The sequence below is a fragment of the Micromonospora sp. bgisy143 genome, assembly GCF_057708145.1.
In genome coordinates this window covers 442,828-462,970 of the sequence record NZ_JBYIRN010000002.1, presented here as the reverse complement: position 1 = coordinate 462,970, position 20,143 = coordinate 442,828, and the positions used below count along the sequence as shown (strand labels likewise).

The 20,143-nt window shown below is 71.9% G+C and carries 18 protein-coding genes; 17 read left to right on the top strand and 1 reads right to left on the bottom strand.

The window, feature by feature from the left end; all coding sequences use genetic code 11:
• The first annotated feature begins 57 nt into the window (after window positions 1-57).
• From AC3EN4_RS05060 to ahcY, 9 genes are all read left to right on the top strand, one after another.
• Window positions 58-714, top strand: a complete 657-nt coding sequence (locus tag AC3EN4_RS05060; RefSeq protein ID WP_435204738.1) for a tetratricopeptide repeat protein — start codon at window positions 58-60, stop codon at window positions 712-714.
• Window positions 715-1,146: 432 nt separating this feature from the next.
• Window positions 1,147-1,926, top strand: coding sequence for a deoxyribonuclease V (nfi, locus tag AC3EN4_RS05055; protein WP_435204737.1), 780 nt, complete (start codon window positions 1,147-1,149; stop codon window positions 1,924-1,926).
• 60 nt (window positions 1,927-1,986) lie between these two features.
• On the top strand, window positions 1,987-3,027 hold the full coding sequence (locus AC3EN4_RS05050) for a hypothetical protein (protein ID WP_435204736.1): 1,041 nt from the start codon (window positions 1,987-1,989) through the stop codon (window positions 3,025-3,027).
• 69 nt (window positions 3,028-3,096) lie between these two features.
• Window positions 3,097-4,482, top strand: a complete 1,386-nt coding sequence (locus AC3EN4_RS05045; protein WP_435204735.1) for a phosphomannomutase/phosphoglucomutase — start codon at window positions 3,097-3,099, stop codon at window positions 4,480-4,482.
• 60 nt (window positions 4,483-4,542) lie between these two features.
• Entirely contained in the window at window positions 4,543-4,728 is a 186-nt protein-coding gene (locus AC3EN4_RS05040; RefSeq protein WP_007455824.1) for a Trm112 family protein, read from the top strand.
• A complete protein-coding gene (locus tag AC3EN4_RS05035; RefSeq protein WP_422738424.1) occupies window positions 4,725-5,921 on the top strand; it encodes an SIS domain-containing protein in 1,197 nt (398 codons plus the stop codon). The genes AC3EN4_RS05040 and AC3EN4_RS05035 overlap by 4 nt, the downstream gene beginning before the upstream one ends.
• 58 nt (window positions 5,922-5,979) lie before the next feature.
• Window positions 5,980-6,987, top strand: a complete 1,008-nt coding sequence (locus AC3EN4_RS05030) for a cation diffusion facilitator family transporter (RefSeq protein WP_435204734.1) — start codon at window positions 5,980-5,982, stop codon at window positions 6,985-6,987.
• A 4-nt stretch (window positions 6,988-6,991) separates the two neighbouring features.
• Complete coding sequence (gene manA, locus AC3EN4_RS05025) at window positions 6,992-8,155, top strand: mannose-6-phosphate isomerase, class I (RefSeq protein WP_435204732.1); 1,164 nt, start codon at window positions 6,992-6,994, stop codon at window positions 8,153-8,155.
• Window positions 8,156-8,418: 263 nt separating this feature from the next.
• Window positions 8,419-9,918, top strand: coding sequence for an adenosylhomocysteinase (ahcY, locus tag AC3EN4_RS05020; protein ID WP_422738427.1), 1,500 nt, complete (start codon window positions 8,419-8,421; stop codon window positions 9,916-9,918).
• 502 nt (window positions 9,919-10,420) lie between these two features.
• On the opposite strand, the gene AC3EN4_RS05015 is transcribed toward ahcY, so the two are convergent.
• Window positions 10,421-10,567, bottom strand: a complete 147-nt coding sequence (locus AC3EN4_RS05015; RefSeq protein ID WP_422738428.1) for a hypothetical protein — start codon at window positions 10,565-10,567, stop codon at window positions 10,421-10,423.
• Window positions 10,568-10,736: 169 nt separating this feature from the next.
• Between AC3EN4_RS05015 and efeU the strand changes: the two genes are divergently transcribed.
• The 8 genes from efeU (at window position 10,737) to hpf (ending at window position 20,141) form a co-directional block, all read left to right on the top strand.
• Window positions 10,737-11,693 (top strand): iron uptake transporter permease EfeU, encoded by a 957-nt coding sequence (gene efeU, locus AC3EN4_RS05010; protein WP_435204731.1) that lies wholly within the window; start codon window positions 10,737-10,739, stop codon window positions 11,691-11,693.
• Window positions 11,694-11,716: 23 nt separating this feature from the next.
• Entirely contained in the window at window positions 11,717-12,850 is a 1,134-nt protein-coding gene (efeO, locus tag AC3EN4_RS05005) for an iron uptake system protein EfeO (RefSeq protein ID WP_435204730.1), read from the top strand.
• A 19-nt stretch (window positions 12,851-12,869) separates the two neighbouring features.
• Window positions 12,870-14,147 carry an iron uptake transporter deferrochelatase/peroxidase subunit gene (gene efeB, locus AC3EN4_RS05000; protein ID WP_422738430.1) on the top strand — a complete coding sequence of 426 codons (1,278 nt, stop codon included), beginning with the start codon at window positions 12,870-12,872 and terminating at the stop codon, window positions 14,145-14,147.
• 121 nt (window positions 14,148-14,268) lie between these two features.
• Window positions 14,269-14,958, top strand: a complete 690-nt coding sequence (gene mtrA, locus AC3EN4_RS04995) for an MtrAB system response regulator MtrA (protein ID WP_355052014.1) — start codon at window positions 14,269-14,271, stop codon at window positions 14,956-14,958.
• Between the two features lie 12 nt (window positions 14,959-14,970).
• Window positions 14,971-16,722, top strand: coding sequence for an MtrAB system histidine kinase MtrB (gene mtrB / locus AC3EN4_RS04990; protein WP_435204729.1), 1,752 nt, complete (start codon window positions 14,971-14,973; stop codon window positions 16,720-16,722).
• Complete coding sequence (locus AC3EN4_RS04985; RefSeq protein WP_435204728.1) at window positions 16,719-18,536, top strand: LpqB family beta-propeller domain-containing protein; 1,818 nt, start codon at window positions 16,719-16,721, stop codon at window positions 18,534-18,536. The genes mtrB and AC3EN4_RS04985 overlap by 4 nt, the downstream gene beginning before the upstream one ends.
• 4 nt (window positions 18,537-18,540) lie before the next feature.
• Window positions 18,541-19,269 (top strand): ComF family protein, encoded by a 729-nt coding sequence (locus AC3EN4_RS04980; protein ID WP_435204727.1) that lies wholly within the window; start codon window positions 18,541-18,543, stop codon window positions 19,267-19,269.
• A 245-nt stretch (window positions 19,270-19,514) separates the two neighbouring features.
• On the top strand, window positions 19,515-20,141 hold the full coding sequence (gene hpf / locus AC3EN4_RS04975) for a ribosome hibernation-promoting factor, HPF/YfiA family (protein WP_435204726.1): 627 nt from the start codon (window positions 19,515-19,517) through the stop codon (window positions 20,139-20,141).
• Window positions 20,142-20,143: the final 2 nt, after the last annotated feature.

The window sequence follows — 20,143 nt, the reverse complement described above, 5'->3', positions numbered from 1 at the left end:
CATGACTGGACGGGCGACGGCATCAGCGAGCGTATCGACGAAGAGGGTGGGTCAGGGATGGCCGAGGGGTTCGACGTCCGGTTGACGCGGGCGCAGGAGCGCTACGAGCAGGCGGTCTTCGGTGGCGACGCGACGTCGTTGGACGAGGCCGAGCGGGATCTCGTGGCGTTGGAGGCGGACACGGCTCTGGCCCGTGGACGGCTGCTGCACGCCCGGTTCCTGGAGACCGGCGCGGAGGACGCGGCCGAGCTGTCGCTCTTCGAGAGGGCGGCGCAGCTCTACCGCGAGGTGGGCGACGCCCGTGGCGAGGGTGAGGCGCTGTTCTGGGTGGGTACGGTCCACCAGGTGATCCGCCAGGATCAGGCCACCGCCGATCCGTCCTTCGCCCGGGCGCGTGAGCTGGCGACCGAGGCGGGGGATGAGCTGACTCTCTCGTACGTGCTGCGGCACCTCTGCTTCGGCGAGCAGGCTGCCGGCCGGGTCGAGGTGGCGCGGGAGTTGCTGGAGGAGTCGACGCGGTTGCGCCGGAAGCTGTCCTTCACGCCGGGGGTGGCGGCGAACCTGATCGGGTTGGCGGACCTGGCGGCGAGCGACGGTGACCGGGACGCCGCCCGTGGGCTGCTCGACGAGGCAGCGTCCCTGGCCACCAGCAGCGGTGCGCGCGGTATCGCCCGGTGGATCGACGAGGCCCGCGACGAGCTGAAGCTCGACTGAGCACGGTCTGCCTGTGCCGGAGATTCGGCGGCGCTACGGCCAACCACGCAGCGCGCATCGGCGGGCGGCCCGCGTGGTTGGCCGTGCTGATTAACATCGGTCCATGGCGAATTTCACGACCGACAGCGGCGGGGCCCGCCTCTGGGTGTGGCCGGTCGGCCTTCTGTTCGGTTTGGCGATCGGCATCCCCTCGTTGGGTCCTACGAGCGGTGTCGCCTTCGGTGTCGCCATGGCCGTCGCCTTCGGGGTCGCCCTCGGTGCCAATCGGAGCCGAGTGGACGGCGACGAGGTCGATGGGGCCGAGGATGGCAGCGCGCCGCGACCGTCTGGTAAGGACAGGTCGGACGACGTGTGATCGACTCGACGTCGCCGATATCGGGGTGTCCGGGGGCACGGGATACCGCGACATCGCCGAAACCGAGTGGATCAAGGGTGGCGCTGACCCGGGCTCCGCGCTCGGTCGCGGAGGCGGTGGCCGTACAGGAGGAGTTGCGGCCGCTCGTCGACCTGGTCGGGCCCGGTCCGGCCGCGCCGGAGACGGTGGCCGGCCTGGATGTGGCGTACGCCGAGAGCGGTGACCTGCTCGCGGCGGCGGTGACCGTGTTGGACGCCCGGACGCTTGCCGTGGTGGACTCGGCGGTCAGCGTGGGCCGGCCCGCGTTCGACTACGTGCCGGGGCTGTTCGCCTTCCGCGAGCTGCCGGCTCTGCTCGCCGCCCTGGACACCTTGACGACCCTCCCGGACCTGCTGGTCTGTGACGGGCACGGGGTGGCACATCCGCGCCGGTTCGGGTTGGCCTGTCACCTCGGGGTGGTCACCGGCCTGCCGGCGATCGGGGTGGGGAAGACGCCGCTGGTCGGCGAGTGGGTTGCGCCGGCCGCCGAACGGGGCGCCTGGTCGCCGCTGCGCGACGGGGGCGACGTGGTGGGTCGGGTGGTGCGTACCCGGGACGGGGTGAAGCCGGTCTTCGTGAGCGTCGGGCACCGGATGAGTCTGGAGAACGCCACCGCCCAGGTGCTCGCGTTGACTCCGCGCTACCGCCTCCCCGAGACGACGCGCACCGCCGACCGGCTGTGCCGCGACGCTCTCGCCGAGGCCGGACACGACGGAGCGCGGGCCGGACACGACGGAGCGCGGGTCGGACCCGCTGACGAGCGCGGGTCGCAAACCGTAACGCCGCACACATGCCGGCCGCTCTATGACAGGTGGTGAAAGTGGTCCGGTAGTAGCCTGACCGGCGGACCCCACCCGGGGAGGAACGGTGAGGTGATCATGAAGCTGCGTCGACGCGCCGCACGGCTCGCGACGGTCTGCGGCCTGCTGGTCGGCCTGGTGATGCTCGGCGCGTCACCCGCGCTGGCCGACGAGGACTCGGTCCGGGTGGGTGCGGCCAGCAGCTTCGCCGCGGGTGGTTCTCCCCAGGGTGTGAACGTCGCGGTGCGTAAGCGCTCCGAGGGATGCGTCCTGCTGCGCACCGCACTGGCGCTGCGCCTCGAGGGTCTTCAGTCGGACCAGGTGGCGGTCCAGGTCAACGCGGGTGGGCGCTGGTTCCCGGTAGCCGTTTCCGGCGGTGGTGGCAGCGTGGCGACCGGGCAGACCTCGCCGGCCAAGCCGACGCTGTGCAAGGGCAAGGGGATCACCGTGCGGTACCGGGTGGCGTTCGCCGCCGGTGCGCCTGGTGGTCGGCTCGCGGTGACCGGCGTGGGGGTCACCGCCGCCGGTCAGGAACTCGGTCGCGGCAGCGACACGGCGCGGGTGACAGGTGGCCGCACGTCCGCGTCGCCCACCCCCACGCCGTCGAAGAAGCCCACCCCGACACCGAGCCCGACCGAGGTCGCGGCGGGGGGCGAGGTGGTGGACCCGGCCGCACTGAGCGCGACCACCGGCGCACCCTCCCCGACGGCCGTGGCCGCCGAGTCCGGCGGTGGTTCGCTGATCATGTTCTTCGGCATCGCGATGGTGGCGGTCGGCGCGCTGCTGATCGTGTTCCTGGTCCGCCGTTCCCGGCAGGACCGCACCCCGACCGACGAGCCCGGACCGCTGCCGGGCAACCCCGGTGGGACCACCTACCGCGCCGGCGGTGGGTCGCCGGCCGCGTCCGGTCACCCCGGCCCGGTGTACGGCCAGCAGCCGCCGGCCCTGCCCGTCCAGCGGCCCACCCCCGGGGGTGTCTACGGGGCGCGACCGGCCGCGCCTTCGCCGGACGCCACTCAGGTCATGCCGGGCCTCCCCGGCGGTCCGGGTGCTCGACCACGACCCGATGACCCGGAGGGCGGCGACCACACCGTGTTCATGCCCCGGCTCCCCGGCTGAGCGGGGCCGGGCCCGGCCGCTCCGATACGCTCAGGTTTGTTGGAAACCTGCGGCCAAGGAGCGGAACTAGTGTCTGATCTGTCCCAGATCGTCAAGGCGTACGACGTCCGAGGGACGGTGCCGGACCAGTGGGACGAGCGGGTCGCCGAGGCACTCGGGGCCGCCTTCACCCAGCTGCTCAACGCCACTGACGAGCCCGGTGACGCCGTTGTCATCGGGTACGACATGCGGGCCAGCTCGCCCGGCCTGGCGTCCGCCTTCGCCGCCGGCGTACGGGCCGAGGGGCGCTCGGTGATCGAGATCGGGCTCGCCTCCACCGACCTGCTCTACTTCGCCTCCGGCTCGCTCGGCCTGCCCGGTGCGATGTTCACCGCCAGTCACAACCCGGCGCAGTACAACGGCATCAAGATGTGCCGCTCCGGCGCCCGGCCGATCGGGCAGGACAGCGGGTTGGCGGAGATCCGCGATCGGGCCCAGGCGATGCTGGACTCGGGGGCGTCCCGCCCGGCGGGCGAGCCGACGCGGCCGGCCGAGCGGCGCGACCTGCTCCCCGACTACGCCGCGTACCTGCGCAAGCTGGTCGACCTCTCCGGCATCCGGCCGCTTAAGGTGGTCGTCGACGCCGGCAACGGGATGGGTGGCTACACCGTCCCCACCGTGCTCGGTGAAGCCGCGCTGTCGGCCCTGCCGCTGGAGATCGTGCCGCTCTACTTCGAGCTGGACGGCAGCTTCCCCAACCACGAGGCGAATCCGCTGGACCCGGCGAACCTGGTCGACCTCCAGCGGGCCGTGGTCGAGCACGGCGCCGACATCGGCCTGGCCTTCGACGGCGACGCCGACCGCTGCTTCGTGGTCGACGAGCGCGGCGAGCCGGTCTCGCCGTCGGCGATCACCGCGCTGGTCGCGGCACGCGAGCTGGCCAAGCACCCGGGCTCCACGGTGATCCACGGCCTGATCACCTCCAGCGCGGTCGCGGAGATCATCCGCGAGCACGGTGGCGAGCCGGTCGTGGCCCGGGTCGGACACTCCTTCATCAAGGCCGAGATGGCCCGGACCAACGCCGTCTTCGGCGGGGAGCACTCCGCCCACTACTACTTCCGGGACTTCTGGTTCGCGGACACCGGCATGCTCGCGGCGATGCACACGCTGGCCGCGCTGGGCGAGCAGTCGCTGCCGCTCTCCGTGCTGGCCGGCGAGTACGAGCGCTACGTCGCCTCCGGTGAGATCAACTCGACGGTCGCCGACCAGGGCGCGGCGGTGGCCGACGTGCGGGCCGCGTACCCGGAGGCGACGGCCGACGAGATGGACGGGCTGACGCTGCGCTTTCCCGACGGCGCCTGGTTCAACCTGCGCGCCTCCAACACGGAGCCGTTGTTGCGGCTCAACGTCGAGGCGCCCACCCGCGAGCGGATGGTCTCGCTCCGGGACGCGGTGCTCGACCGCGTTCGCCGATAAGATCGCCTGCGCCGGTCGGCACCGCCGTCGGTGACCCGCACTCGTGGAAGGAGCCGTGCCATGGCCCTGGATCCGCAGTTGCTCGAGATCCTCGCCTGCCCGGACACGCACCACGCCCCGCTGACGTACGACGCGGAGGCGCAGACGTTGACCTGCACGGAGTGCGGCCGGATCTTCGAGGTCCGCGACGACGTGCCGGTGCTGCTCCTCGACGAGGCGCGTGGCGGCCCCGGGCAGCAGTCATGATCGACGGTACGGCCGGGGTCAGCGGGCGGCGCGACGCCGACGAGGCCCTGCTCGACAACCCGAGCGCACTGGCCGAGCACGACCCGGGCGACATGCTGCGGCACACCGCCTCGGCCGGCGCTCAGGTGCGCGAGAGCGCGGCACTGGCCGCTGAGGCGAACCTCGCGGTGCTCGCCGACGACGGACGGCCCCGGGCCGTGGTGATCGCCGGCATCGGCACCGCGGGGCGTACCGGTGACGTGTTGGCCACGGTCGCCGGGCCGCGCTGCCCGGTGCCGATCATCGGGCACCGCAGCGCCGGCGTACCCGGTTGGGTGGGCGCCGCCGACGTGGTGATCGCGGTGAGCGCGTCCGGTCGCAGCCCGGAGGCGCTCGGCGCCGCCGAGGCCGCGCACCGGCGCGGCGCCCGACTGGTCGCGGTGGGCGCACCGGACTCGCAGTTGCAGTCGGTGGCCGAGCGGGCCCGCGCGCCGTTCATACCGGTGCCACGACGGGCACCGGCCCGGGCCAGCCTCTGGGCGCTCACCGTGCCGGTCCTGCTGGCGGCGCGGTCGCTCGGCCTGGTGAAGGTCAACGAGGCGGACCTGGCGGAGACGGCGGCCCGGCTCGACGCGGACGCCGACCGCTGCCGCTCGGCCGCCGAGTCGTTCGTCAACCCGGCCAAGTCGTTGGCGTTGGGCCTGGCCGGCTCGATCCCGATCGTGTGGGGCTCGTCGCCGCTGGCGACCGTGGCGGCCCGCCGGTTCGGCGACACCCTGTCCGCGAACGCCCGCTACCCGGTGGTCACCGGTGCGCTGGGCGAGGCCGGGCGGGGGCGGGTCGGTCTGCTGGACGGCGTCTTCGGCGGCCTGGCCGAGGGCGAGCGGGACATCTTCGCCGACCCGTCGGAGGACGACGGCGACGGGACGCGGCTGCGGTTGGTGCTGCTGCGGGACGGCGGGCTGAACGCCGAGGACGACACGGACGAGCCGCTCGCGGTCGAGGAGCGCCGCGCGGACGCGGTGCAGACCCTCGCCGAGCGCCGTGGCGTGCGGTGCGACGTGGTGACCGCCGAGGGCGGGTCGGCGCTGGAGCGGCTGGCCTCGCTGATCGCCGTACCGGATTTCGCCTCGATCTATCTTGCTCTGGCACACGGGTTGGACCCGATGGCCGTACCGGCCATCACCGAGATGAAGGAGCTGTCGAACCAGTGAACGTACCCAGGGGGCGGCGCTACACGTACGTCACCACGACGCGAAGCGGAGTGGCGGCGTGAGCGCGAACGGCGGGACGAAGGCGATCGTCGCCGCCCTGCTGGCCAACGTCGGCATCGCCGTCACCAAGTTCATCGCGTTCCTGCTCTCCGGGTCCTCGTCGATGCTGGCCGAGGCGGTCCACTCGGTCGCCGACTCCGGCAACCAGGGTCTGCTGCTGCTCGGTGGCAAGCGGGCGAAGCGCGCGGCCACGCCGGAGCACCCGTTCGGGTACGGCCGGGAGCGGTACATCTACGCGTTCATCGTGTCGATCGTGCTGTTCAGCATCGGTGGCCTGTTCGCCCTCTACGAGGCGTACCACAAGTGGTCGGATCCGCACGGCATCACCGAGTGGCAGTGGCTGCCGGTGGCGGTGCTGGTGGTGGCGATCGGCATGGAGTCGTTCTCCTTCCGGACGGCGATCAAGGAGTCCAACCACATCCGGGGCAAGCAGTCCTGGGTGCGGTTCATCCGCCGGGCCAAGGCCCCGGAGCTGCCGGTGGTGCTCCTGGAGGACTTCGGCGCACTTGTCGGCCTGGTGTTCGCGCTGTTCGGTGTGGGCATGACGCTGGCCACCGGGAACGGTCGGTGGGACGCCGCCGGCACCGCGATGATCGGCATCCTGCTGGTGGTCATCGCCGTCGTGCTGGCCATCGAGACCAAGAGCCTGCTTCTCGGTGAGGGTGCCGAGCAGCAGGACCTGGCGGCCATCGAGCGGGCCATCACCGAGGGCCCCGAGGTGGAGCGGATCATCCACATGAAGACGCTCTACCTGGGTCCGGAAGAGCTGATGGTGGCCGCGAAGATCGGCGTACCGGCCTGCGAGAGCGCGCACGAGCTGGCCAAGGGCATCAACGCCGTGGAGGCGCGTATCCGTACCGCCGTGCCGATCGCTCGGGTGATCTACCTGGAGCCGGACATCTACAGCGTCGCCGCCGCCGAGGCCGGCACCGGCGCCGCCGCCGACACCGCCGTACCGCAGCCCCAGGAGCCGGCGGGCGAGGCGGTCGGGCGGCCCGGGGTCTGAGACGGTGGAACCGCTGTACGGACCGATCCGGGACTACGCCTGGGGGTCCCGCTCCGCCATCGCGCTGTTGCAGGGGCGTCCGGTACCCAGCCCCGGCCCGGAGGCGGAGCTGTGGTTGGGCGCCCACCCGGGCGCCCCGGCCAGCGTGGAGCGTGCCGGGGCCCGGGTGAGCCTCTGTGATCTGGTCCGCGACGAGCCGGGGCAGTGGCTGGGTCAACGGGTGGCCGGGCGGTTCGGCAGCCGGTTGCCGTTCCTGCTCAAGGTCCTCGCCGCCGACTCGCCGCTGAGCCTGCAGGCCCACCCGGACGCGGAGCAGGCCCGGGCGGGGTTCGCGGCGGAGGCGGACCTCCCGGCGGCCGAGCGCAACTACTCCGACCCGCACCACAAGCCGGAGTTGCTGGTCGCGCTCACCCCGTTCGAGGCGCTCTGCGGGTTCCGCGATCCGGTGGAGTCGGCCGAGGCGCTCGCCGCGTTCGGCGTACCCGAGTTGACGCCCGTGGTGGACGCGCTGCGGACCGGGCCGGCGGGCCTGCGCACGGCGGTGGGAACGTTGCTCGGCTGGCCGGCCGCGGAGCGCGACGGGCTGCTGCGGGCGGCCATCTCGTCGCCGGCCGACGGCCCGGACGCCGAGTTGGCCCGCCGGCTGGCGAAGGCATATCCGGGCGACCCCGGCGTGCTGGTGGCGCTGCTGCTGCACCATGTGCGGCTGGTTCCGGGCGAGGCGATCTGGATGCCCGCGGGCAACCTGCACGCGTACCTCAGCGGCTGCGGCGTCGAGATCATGGCGGCCAGCGACAACGTGCTGCGCGGCGGTCTCACCCCGAAGCGGGTCGACGTGGACGAGTTGGTGCGGGTGCTGCGCTTCGAGGTGCTTGACGATCCGGTACGCGCCGCCCGCCACGTCGCTCCCGGCGTGGACTGCTGGGCGGTGCCGGTGGACGACTTCGCGCTGCACCGCGTGCGGGTCGGCGCGGACGTGCCGGAAGCAACCCTGGCGCTGCCCGGCCCCCGGGTGGTGCTCTGCGGCGCCGGCTCGGTGACGGTCGACGACGGGGCGGGCGCGCTGACCTTGGCGTCCGGTCAGGCGGCGATCGGCACGGCGGCCGGCGAGCCGCTGCGGATCACCGGTGACGGTGAGGCGTACGTGGCGACGTCGGGACTGCGCTGACTCGCCACAAGTCCGACTTTCCCGGAATAGCTTGACTCAGCGTTGGCCGAGTGTGAACCTATGAGTACGCAGCGTTATCGCGACGACGGTCCGGCAACGTGCGGGAAACCAAACCGGGGGGATGCGCGGGGCGGGCGGAGGTGGGCAGCGGGTCTGTCCACCACCGACCGCCCCGTGCGCTGTCCGCCGCCCGTCCCCCGGCGGCCGTCGCCGGCGCGCGTAAGGTGGAGGATCGGCGCAGACATCGTTCGACAGGAGCTTTCATGACCAGCACCCTCCCGGCGGCCGCCAGCGGTACGCCGTCCGAGGCCCGGCCGAGCACGCTCGCCGAGGGCGACTTCAAGGTGGCGGATCTGTCGCTCGCCGAGTTCGGGCGCAAGGAGATCCAGCTCGCCGAGCACGAGATGCCCGGCCTGATGGCGATCCGGCGGGAGTTCGCCGAGGCGCAGCCGCTCGCCGGCGCGCGGATCACCGGCTCGCTGCACATGACCATCCAGACCGCCGTCCTGATCGAGACCCTGGTCGCCCTCGGCGCGCAGGTCCGCTGGGCGTCCTGCAACATCTTCTCCACCCAGGACCACGCCGCCGCCGCGATCGTCGTCGGCCCGAACGGCACCCCCGAGGCTCCCGCCGGCGTCCCGGTGTACGCCTGGAAGGGCGAGACGCTGCCCGAGTACTGGTGGTGCACCGAGCAGGTGCTCCTGTGGCCGGACGGCCAGGGCCCCAACATGATCCTCGACGACGGCGGTGACGCCACCCTGCTGGTGCACAAGGGCGCCGAGTTCGAGAAGGCCGGCGTCGTACCGCCGGTCGAGTCCGCCGACTCCGAGGAGTACGCGGTCATCCTCGAACTGCTGCACCGCTCGCTGGGCGAGGACGGCCAGCGCTGGACCCGGGTCGCCGCCGGCATCAAGGGCGTCACCGAGGAGACCACCACCGGCGTGCACCGCCTCTACGAGATGCACCGCGCCGGCACGCTGCTCTTCCCGGCCATCAACGTCAACGACTCGGTGACCAAGAGCAAGTTCGACAACAAGTACGGCTGCCGGCACTCCCTGATCGACGGCATCAACCGGGCCACCGACGTGCTCATCGGCGGCAAGATGGCGGTCGTCATGGGCTACGGCGACGTGGGCAAGGGCTGCGCCGAGTCGCTGCGCGGCCAGGGCGCCCGGGTCGTGGTGACCGAGGTCGACCCGATCTGCGCCCTCCAGGCGGCGATGGACGGCTACCAGGTCGCCACCCTGGACGATGTGGTCGAGCAGGCGGACATCTTCATCACCGCCACCGGCTGCTTCGACGTCATCACCAACGAGCACATGGCCCGGATGAAGCACCAGGCCATCGTCGGCAACATCGGCCACTTCGACAACGAGATCGACATGGCCGGCCTGGCCAAGCGCTCCGACGTCGAGCGGGTCAACATCAAGCCGCAGGTCGACCTGTGGCGCTTCGCCGACGGGCACGCCGTCATCGTGCTGTCCGAGGGACGTCTGCTGAACCTGGGCAATGCCACCGGGCACCCGAGCTTCGTCATGTCGAACTCGTTCGCCAACCAGACGATCGCCCAGATCGAGCTGTTCACCAAGACCGAGGACTACCCGATCGGCGTCTACGTGCTGCCCAAGCACCTGGACGAGAAGGTGGCCCGCCTGCACCTCGGCGCGCTCGGCGCGAAGCTGAGCACGCTCACCAAGGAGCAGGCCGCGTACCTGGGCGTTTCCCCGGAGGGCCCGTTCAAGCCGGACCACTACCGCTACTGATCGCACTCCCCGCACCGGGTCGGCTGTTCCACAGCCGGCCCGGTGCGTCGTTCCTTCCCCGCCCCCGCGATCTCGCCCTCGCCCCCGCCCCCGCGATCTTGCGGTTTCGGTTGGTGATTTGCGCCTCTCGACCCCGTATGTCGCCGCAGAAAGTGCAAGATCGCGCGGGCTGTGGGCGAGCGGGGCGGGGGATGGCAGCAACTTCACCGATGTTGCTGCTTCCGGCGCGTCTGAGGCAGCAACATCGGTGATGTTGTGAGGATCTTGGGCGCGGGGCGCGAGGATCTTGGGCGCGGGGCGCGGGGCCTTCCCACGCCGATCTTGCACTTTCTGCGCGGACTTATTTCGCGAAGATGGACATGTCGGCGTCAGTAAGTGCAAGATCGGCGCGAGGGCGCGAGGGCGCGAGGGCGCGAGGGCGCGAGGGCGCGAGGGCGCGAGGGCGCGAGGGCGCGAGGGCGCGAGGGCGCGAGGGCGCGAGGGCGCGAGGGCGCGAGGGCGGTTAGCGGCGGGGAGTGGGGCGGAGCCAGGTCCAGGCGCACCAGGCCAGCCAGCCCAGCGACACCACGGTGGCCAGTGCCCGCTGGCGCAACGCGCTGAGCAGCAGCACCACGGCCAATACCGCGAGCCACGGCAGGAAGGCTTTCACGCCGGGGATCCTCGCACAGCCGAACGGTCAACGGTGTGCGCCCGGTCGTCGAAGGCCAGCTCACGGGAAGAGTGAGGTTGCCAAGAACAACTTGACGAGCCCTGTGAACAGGAGGAAGGTATGGCTGCCCTAAGTTAGCGAAGGCGTGCCTAATGAACACGGAGCGGGGATGTTCGCCACCTACCTGATCGGCCTGCGGGAGGGCCTGGAAGCGACCCTGGTGGTCAGCATCCTGGTCGCCTTCCTGGTGAAGTCGCAGCGCCGGGACCGGTTGCCCCAGGTCTGGGCGGGCGTCGGCCTGGCCGTGGCGCTCTCCGTGCTGTTCGGCTGGCTCATCGAGTACACGTCGACCTCGCTGCTGGCCCGTTCCGAGGATCGTGAGCTGTTCGAGGCGATCACCTCCGTCGCCGCCGTGGTCTTCGTCACCTGGATGATTTTCTGGATGCGCAAGGCGGCCCGCACGATCGCGGGTGAACTGCGCGGCAAGCTGACCGAGGCGCTCGCCGTCGGGTCGCTCGCCGTCGCCGGGATGGCCTTCCTCGCGGTGATCCGCGAGGGCCTGGAGACCGCGCTGATCTTCTACTCCGCCGCCCAGGGCGCGGCCGGGGACAGCGGACCGCTGCTCGCGCTCATCGGCGGCATCGTCACCGCCGTGGTCCTCGGCGTGCTGCTCTACGCCAGCGCCCTCAAAATCAACCTCAGCAAGTTCTTCACCTGGACCGGAGCGCTGCTGATCCTGGTCGCCGCCGGCATCCTCAAGTACGGCGTGCACGACTTCCAGGAGGCCGGTGTCCTGCCCGGCCTCGGCGATCTGGCCTTCGACATCACCACCACGCTCGACCCGAGCACCTGGTACGCGGCGCTGCTGGCCGGCATGTTCAACGTGACCCCCGCGCCCACCGTGCTCGAGACCATCGCCTGGATCGGGTACGCGGTACCCGTCCTGGTGCTCTTCCTGCGCCCGGCTCGGCGTACGCCCGCCTCGACAGCGACCACCGCGGCCCCGGCGGCGCCGGTCGCGGCCGCGACGCCTGAGCCCACGACGCCCGCCAGCACCACCGTCACCGAACGCGGGGCCGACACCGGCGCCGAGGCAGAGGCGGCCTCCGCGCCGCAGCGTGCCTGACCCCACGAGGAGAGACAGCACAGATGCGTACCACTCGATTCTTCGCGCTGGCCGCTGCCGGCGTGCTGGCGACGGCCGGTGTCGCCGCCTGCTCCAAGGGCGACTCCGACAAGTCCGACGCGGCGGGCGGCCCGATCGTGGTCAAGGCCACCGACACGGCCTGCGACGTCGCCACGACCGACCTCGGCGCCGGTACGGCCACCTTCAAGATCACCAACTCGGGCGCGAAGGTCACCGAGTTCTACGTGTACGCCTCCGGTGACCGGGTGATGGGCGAGGTGGAGAACATCGCCCCCGGGCTGAGCCGCGAGCTGCACGTCGAACTGCCCGCCGGCACGTACGAGACGGCCTGCAAGCCGGGCATGAGCGGCAAGGGCATCCGGGGCGCGCTCAAGGTCAGCGGGTCCGCGCAGCCGCTCACCGCCGACGCCGCCCTGGCCGGCGCCACCGACAACTACCAGCGGTACGTCAAGAGCCAGACCTCCGCGCTGCTGGAGAAGACCGAGGAGTTCGTCGCCGCCGTGAAGGCCGGCGACGTGGCGAAGGCCAAGACGTTGTACCCGGTCGCGCGCACCTACTGGGAGCGGATCGAGCCGGTGGCCGAGATCTTCGGCGACCTCGACCCCAAGATCGACGGCCGCGAGGAGGTCATCGAGGAGGGGATGGAGTTCACCGGCTTCCACCGGATCGAGAAGGATCTCTGGCAGTCCGGTGACATCAGCAAGGACGGCCCGATCGCCGACCGGCTGCTGGTCGACGTCAAGGAGATCGTGGCGAAGGCGAACGCCGAGAAGCTCTCCCCGTTGCAGCTCGCGAACGGGGCGAAGGAGCTGCTCGACGAGGTCGCCAGCGGCAAGATCACCGGCGAGGAGGACCGCTACTCGCACACCGACCTGTGGGACTTCGCCGCCAACCTGGAGGGTTCCAAGGCGGCCCTGTCCGCCCTGCGGCCCGCGCTGGAGCAGCGGTCGCCGGAGCTGGTCAAGCAGCTCGACACCGAGTTCGCGAACGTCGAGGCGCAGCTCGGCAAGCACCGCGACGGCGACGGGTGGAAGCTGCACACCGCGTTGAGCAAGGTCGAGCTCAAGGAGCTCTCGGACGGCATCAACGCGCTCGCCGAGCCGATCAGCAAGGTCGCCGCAGTCGTCGCCAAGTGACGCAGGGGGAGTCGAGTCGATGAGCGTACGCAGGTTGACCCGCCGACGGGCCATCACGCTCGCCGGCGCCGGGGTGGCCGGTGTCGCGGGGGTGGCCGCCGGCGCGGGCGCGTTGGTCGGCGACTCGCGTGGCCCGGCCTCGGCCAGTGACCACCCGGCCGGCGCGGTGCCGTTCTTCGGCGAGCACCAGGCCGGCATCGTCACCCCGGCCCAGGACCGGCTGCACTTCGTCGCCTTCGACGTCATCACCAAGGACCGGGCCCGCCTGGTCGGGATGCTCGAGGAGTGGACGGCCGCCGCCGCCCGGATGACGGCCGGCCGGGACGCCGGCGTCCTCGGTGCGGTCGGTGGCATGCCCGAGGCCCCGCCGGACGACACCGGCGAGGCGCTCGGCCTCCCTCCCTCGCAGCTCACCCTGACCATCGGCTTCGGGCCGACGCTGTTCCGCGATGCCGACGGGCGGGACCGGTTCGGCATCGCCGACCGCCGTCCGGCCGCCCTGGCGGAGCTTCCGAAGTTCCCCGGCGACGCGTTGCAGGCCCCGATCTCCGGGGGCGACCTGTGCGTGCAGGCCTGCGCCAACGACCCCCAGGTGGCGGTGCACGCGATCCGCAACCTGGCCCGGATCGGCATGGGGGTGGTCAGCGTCCGCTGGTCGCAGCTCGGCTTCGGCCGTACCTCGTCGACCTCCCGCGACCAGGCGACCGCCCGTAACCTGTTCGGCTTCAAGGACGGCACGGCCAACCTCAAGGCCGAGGAGACCGACCTGCTGCGCGACCAGTTGTGGGTGCAGCCCGGCGACGGGCCGGACTGGATGACGGGCGGGTCGTACCTGGTCACCCGCAAGATCCGGATGCTGGTGGAGACCTGGGACCGGACGTCGCTGGCCGAGCAGGAGGAGATCGTCGGCCGGACCAAGGGCAGCGGCGCCCCGCTCGGGCGCAGCAAGGAGTTCGACGAGCCGGACTTCGCGGCCCGCGGTGACGACGGCAAGCCGCTGATCGCCGAGCACGCCCACGTCGCCCTGGCCCACCCGAGTCGGAACAACGGCGCGCACCTGCTGCGCCGGGGCTACAACTTCGTCGACGGCTCGGACGGTCTCGGTCGGCTCGACGCCGGTCTGTTCTTCATCGCCTACCAGCGGGACCCGCGCCGGCAGTTCGTGCCCATCCAGACCCAGTTGGCCCGCCACGACGTGATGAACGAGTACCTGCGGCACGTCTCCAGCGGCCTGTTCGCCTGCCCGCCCGGGGTGCGCGACGGTGGCGACCACTGGGGCCGGGCGCTCTTCGGCTGATCGCCGCCGCGACCCGTCCGAGCTGCGGTGGCGCCGGACCACGTCGAGGGGGGATCATGGCGCTGTCCGTGCCGGGTGACGCCGGTCCCACCGAACTGAACGGGGATGCAATATTAATCCCATGAGAGCCCGGGTACTGGTGGTCGACGACGACCCCGCACTCGCCGAGATGCTCGGCATCGTGCTGCGCAGCGAGGGTTTCCTGCCCTCGTTCGTGGCCGACGGCGAGCGGGCGTTGGCTGCGTTTCGTGACAGTCGGCCGGACATCGTCCTGCTTGACCTGATGTTGCCCGGAATGAGTGGTATCGACGTGGCGCGGTCGATCCGTGCCGAGTCCGGCGTGCCGATCGTCATGCTGACCGCCAAGAGCGACACCGTGGACGTCGTCCTCGGGCTCGAATCCGGCGCTGACGACTACGTGGTCAAGCCGTTCAAGCCCAAGGAGCTGGTGGCCCGGATGCGGGCCCGGCTGCGCCGCGGCGAGGACGTCGCGCCGGAGATGCTGACCATCGGGCCGCCCGGCAACCAGATCAGCATCGACGTGCCCGCCCACACCGTCAGCCGCAACGACGAGGAGGTGAAGCTGACGCCGTTGGAGTTCGACCTGCTGGTCGCGCTCGCCCGCAAGCCGCGTCAGGTCTTCACCCGCGAGGTGCTGCTGGAACAGGTCTGGGGCTACCGGCACGCGGCCGACACGCGACTGGTCAACGTGCACGTCCAACGGCTGCGCGCCAAGATCGAACCGGATCCGGAGCGACCGGAAATCATCCTCACCGTGCGGGGCGTGGGCTACAAGGCGGGCACCGGATAGCCTGGTCACACTGTGTCGACCTCGCCGCCCCCGCCCCCGCAGACCACCGCAGCCCGCCGGCTCGCCGCCGGTCGGGAGGTCTGGCGTGTGCTGAGCGGCCGGGTCGCGCGACTGCTGGCCCGGGCGCACCAGACCTGGCGGCGTTCGCTCCAGGTGCGGGTGGTCACCATCACGCTGGTCGCCTCCAGCCTGCTGGTGGGCGGTTTCGCGTACCTGATCGCTGACAAGATCACGACGATCCTGCTCGACAACGCGCGCACCGACGTCCAGATACGCCTCAAGGGCGGCGCCGGGTACGCGGCCAAGCAGGTCTCCCTCTACGGCCAGCCGCAGGAGGCGCAGCTCCAGGAGACCATCGAGGGCACGGTCAACTACCTGGCCGGCGGCGATCCCCAACAGACCAGCGGCGTGGTGGTGGCCATCACCGCCGCCGACTACCCGACGATGATCCAGACCCGGACCGCGCCGGCGGCCAACGTGCAGCCCCTGATCAGCAAGGAGCTGCGGGCCGCGGTCGCCAGCGGCCAGGTGGCCAGCCAGATCCAGACCGGCCGGCTCACCGGCGAGCCGACGAAGTACCTGGTCTACGGCTCTCCCGTGCCGACCCGCTTCGGGCAGATCGAGCTCTACTACCTGGTGCCGTTGACCCGTCAGGACACCACCGCCGCGGACGCCCGGGCCACCGTCGTCGCCACCGGTATCGCCCTGGTGATCCTGCTGGGGTTGCTCGCCGCCCTGGTGACCCGACTGGTGGTCAATCCGGTCCGGGTCGCCGCGCGGACCGCCCAGCGGCTCTCCGCCGGCCTTCTCGACCAGCGGATGGTGGTCAACGGCGAGGACGACCTCGCGCTGCTGGCCGCCTCGTTCAACCAGATGGCGACCAACCTGCAACGGCAGATCCTGCGCCTGGAGGAGATGTCCCGGTTGCAGCGCCGGTTCACCTCCGACGTCTCGCACGAGCTGCGGACCCCGTTGACCACGGTCCGGATGGCCGCCGACCTGATCTTCGCCGAGCGCGACGAGTTCGACCCGGCGGTGGCGCGCAGCGCCGAGTTGCTCCAGGCCGAGCTGGACCGGTTCGAGGAACTGCTCACCGACCTGTTGGAGATCAGCCGGTTCGACGCCGGCTTCGCCATGCTGGACGCCGAGCCGACCGACCTGGTGCCGGTGGTGCACCGGGTCGTCGACCGGTTGGCCGGGCTGGCCGAGCGGGTGGGCGTGGAGATCGAGCTGGACCTGCCCAGCACCCCGGTGATCGCCGAGGTCGACCCCCGCCGCGTCGAGCGGGTGCTGCGCAACCTGGTCGGCAACGCCGTCGAGCACGGCGAGGCCCGCCCGGTGCTGATCACCCTCGGCATCGACGAGACCGCCGTGGCGATCACCGTCCGGGACCACGGGGTGGGGTTGAAGGTGGGCGAGGAGAAGCTGGTGTTCAACAGGTTCTGGCGGGCGGACCCGTCGCGGGCCCGCCAGACCGGCGGCACCGGGCTCGGCCTGTCGATCAGCCTGGAGGACGCCCGCCTGCACGGTGGCTGGCTGGAGGCATGGGGAGCGCCCGGCCAGGGCGCCCAGTTCCGGCTCACCCTGCCGGCCCGCGCCGGTGACCGACTCACCACGTCGCCCCTGCGGCTGGTGCCCGCCGACGCGGCGCTGCCGTTCGGCGGTCCGCGCGACGGCGGCCCGCTGGCCATCGGGCCGGGCCCGGCGCCCGCGATCGGCCCGGCGCCAACCGGCAGCGGCGAGCGGGCGGAGGTGCGTTCGTGAGGGCTCGACCACTGCTCGGCGCGTTCGGCGCGGCGTTGCTGCTCAGCGCCGGGTGCGGCATCCCGGCCTCGTCCGACGTGCGGGTCGACGGCAAGGCCGGCACCGCGACCGAGGCCGGATCGAGCAACGGCCGCAGCAGCGAGCCGCCATCGCGGACCGCCAGCGGCAGCGACAACGCGGCCTTCGTGCGGAACTTCCTGTCCGCCGCCGCCGGCGAGCCGGACCGGGCGTACGAGCGGGTGAAGGCGTTCATCGCCCCCGAGCACCGGCCCCGCCTGCAGGACAAGAAGGGCAGCGAGGTCGCGCTGACCGTGGTGCGGCTGCGCGAGACGGTCTTCACCTTCAACAGCGACTCCACCACCACCGTCAAGATCACGGTGCAGCAGGTCGGCGTGCTGCGGACCAACGGCACCCTGGCGCCGCCGGTGGCGACCGAGACGCAGTACGAGTTCCGGCTGCGCAGCGGGGGTCTCGGCGGCGTCGGCAGCGACGAGCGCGCCGGGCAGTACCTGCTCGACCCGCCGAACGTGCTACTGCTCAGTGACGTCGCCCTGCAGCAGTACTACCAGGACGAGTCGATCTACTTCTGGAATTCCGACCGCACCCGGCTGGTGCCGGACCAGCGCTACCTGCCGTACGCGGTGCCGGACGAGCGCCGGGTCAACGAGGTCGTGCGGTGGCTGGTGGGCGGCCCGTCCGACTGGCTGCGGCCGGGTGTCGTCGGTCTGCCGGACGGCACCGAGCTGATCAACAATGCCACCGGCGCGAACAACCGGTGGGAGGTCAACCTGGACATGTCCGGCGACGACCAGAGCCGGGTCGACCAGGTGATCACGCAGCTCGCCTGGTCGCTGGGCGACCTGCCGGGCGAGCTGGAGCTGAAGATCCGGAACAATTCGCAGCCCGTTCAGGACCTCGACGAACGTCGGAAGACCCAGCCGCTATACCCCGTCCGGGAGGACCCGCAGCGGTACGGCGTCTACGAGGGCGCGATCCGTCCGCTCGACTTCGCGGGCGAGCCCAGCGGCGCGGTGCCCCTGACGCCCGAGGTCAACCGCGCCATCGTGTCGGCCGGTCTCGCGCGGGGCGTCAACCGCGTGCTCGCCGCGCTGGTGGTGACCAGCGGCAAGGACCGGCAGCGGCTCGCCGTGGGCGCGGGCGCGGACACCGTGTCCGCGCTCGGCCGCAGCGCCGGGGAGTACGCCTCGATCGGCCGCCCGGTCTGGCTGCGGACCGCCGACACCCGCCCGGCCCAGGGGTTGGTGGTGGCCGACGGCCGCCTGTACCGCTTCGACGAGGCCGCCCGAATGTCGCAGGTGCCGCTCAATCTGCCCACGCCGGACGTCACCGCGGTGGCCTCCGCGCTGGACGGCCAGCGGATCGCGCTGATCGCCGGCGGGCAGCTCTACGTCGCGGCACTCACCCTCGACGGCTCCGGCAGCGGACTGTCCATCGGCCCGCCCCGGGCACTCGTCACGTCCCTGACCAACCTGACGGCGGTGGACTGGATCGGGGAGGACCGGCTGGTGGTGGCCGGTTCGGCCGGCCAGCCGGCGATCTACGAGATCAGCGTGGACGGTGCCCTGGAGACACCACTGCGCACCGACGTGGGCGCCAAGGTCAACCACCTGACGGCGTACCCCACCAACCGCAGCGTGCGGGTGCCCACCGGGGCGTACATGTATGAGGCGAACAAGGTCGCCTACCGCAGCAGCCCGTCCGAACGGATCGTGCCCGAGCAGGTCCGCGACGTACCCACGCCGCCGGCCGGGGTCCGTCCGAGCAACCCGTCGGCCCCGTTCTTCCTCTACTGACGTCGTGCGCGGGCTCTGGGCGGACCTCGCCGACCTGGTCCTGCCCGCGGACTGCGCCGGCTGCCGGGAGCGGCACCAACGGCTGCGGCACGGGGTCTGCCCCTCCTGCGTGACGGCGCTGAGCGCGCTGCGCCCCCGGGCCGCTCGCCCCACACCCGCCCCGCCCGGCCTGCCGCGCTGCGTGGCCCTCGGCCCGTACGCCGGTCCGCTGCGGGAGGCGCTGCTGGCGTACAAGGACCACGGCCGGCACGGTCTGGCCCGTCCGCTCGGCGCGCTGCTGGCCGAGGTGGTCGCGGTGGCGGTCGGCGAGGTGCGCCCGGTGGCGCTGGTGCCGGTGCCGGACACGGCGGCTGCGGCCCGGGCCCGGTACGGCGACCACCTGGACCGGCTGGCCCGGCACTGCGCGGCGCGGCTGGGCCGGAGCGGCTGGCCGGTACGGGTGCACCGGCCGTTGCGGGCGCTGCCCCGGCCCGACTCGGTGACCCTGGACAGCGCGGGTCGTGCCGCGGCCGCCGAGGCGGCGTTCCGCCCCCGCTCCGGCGGCTCGGGTGGGACCGGCCCGGCGGGCAGTGGGCCCGGCCCGGCGGGCAGCGGGCCCGTCGTGGTGCTGCTCGACGACATCGTCACCACGGGTGTGACGCTGGCTGCGGCGGCCCGGGTGCTGACCGCGACCGGATGGCGACCGGGTGTCGCGGCGGTGCTCGCCGCGACCGAGAAAAGACGCCATTCGTAACCCACCGTGTTTCCGTTTCACCCGTTGGTGTATGAGGTGCGAAAAATCCCGGGCGGTCTTGGCGACATGGGGTGACTGCCGGGCGAACAGGAGTTAGCGTTTCGCTGTCAGGGGTAGGAGGTCGTTCCATCCCACCCCCGGCGGTGAGAGGAGGCGTAGCCGTACTGACCGGTCGACGCCAGCGGGCCTTCCTACGGCGCACGACCGGGAAACCGGATCGAAGACGTCCGAACAAGGGAGGTCACGTGGACATCGTGGTCAAGGGCCGCAACGTCGAAGTGCCGGACCATTACCGGGTACACGTAGCCGAGAAACTCGCAAAGGTCGAACGCTACGACCACAAGATTATTCGCATCGATGTCGAGCTGTTTCACGAGCGCAATCCGCGCCAGGCCGATCACTGCCAGCGGGTGGAGATCACCTGCGTCTCCCGTGGCCCGGTGATCCGGGCCGAGGCCTGCACGAACGACTTCTACAGCGCGCTCGACGCCGCCATCGCGAAACTCGACACCCGGCTACGCCGCGCGGCGGACCGCCGGCGCGTACACCGTGGTCGGCACGCGCCGATCTCCGTGGCCGCCGCCACCGCCGACCTGCCGGTCACCGACCTGGTAGCCGCGCCGCTGTCCGCGTCGGGCGTCCGTGCCGGCACCGCCGTCGCGGAGCGCGCCGAGGAGGAGCACGACCAGCCGTGGCACATCGCCCGGGAGAAGGTGCACCCGGCCGAGCCCATGACCATCGACGACGCGTTGTTCCAGATGGAACTGGTCGGCCACGACTTCTATCTCTTCCAGGACAAGGAGACCGGCCGCCCCAGCGTCGTCTACCGACGGCACGCCTACGACTACGGCATCATCTCCCTCGACACCTGAGG

Coding starts and splice junctions, on each gene's coding strand:
- AC3EN4_RS05060 (WP_435204738.1), top strand. CDS start 58: ATGGCCGAGGGGTTCGACGTCCGGTTGACGCGGGCGCAGGAGCGCTAC.
- efeU (WP_435204731.1), top strand. CDS start 10,737: ATGTTCGCCACCTACCTGATCGGCCTGCGGGAGGGCCTGGAAGCGACC.
- AC3EN4_RS05040 (WP_007455824.1), top strand. CDS start 4,543: ATGGCCCTGGATCCGCAGTTGCTCGAGATCCTCGCCTGCCCGGACACG.
- AC3EN4_RS05050 (WP_435204736.1), top strand. CDS start 1,987: ATGAAGCTGCGTCGACGCGCCGCACGGCTCGCGACGGTCTGCGGCCTG.
- mtrA (WP_355052014.1), top strand. CDS start 14,269: ATGAGAGCCCGGGTACTGGTGGTCGACGACGACCCCGCACTCGCCGAG.
- efeB (WP_422738430.1), top strand. CDS start 12,870: ATGAGCGTACGCAGGTTGACCCGCCGACGGGCCATCACGCTCGCCGGC.
- AC3EN4_RS05035 (WP_422738424.1), top strand. CDS start 4,725: ATGATCGACGGTACGGCCGGGGTCAGCGGGCGGCGCGACGCCGACGAG.
- efeO (WP_435204730.1), top strand. CDS start 11,717: ATGCGTACCACTCGATTCTTCGCGCTGGCCGCTGCCGGCGTGCTGGCG.
- ahcY (WP_422738427.1), top strand. CDS start 8,419: ATGACCAGCACCCTCCCGGCGGCCGCCAGCGGTACGCCGTCCGAGGCC.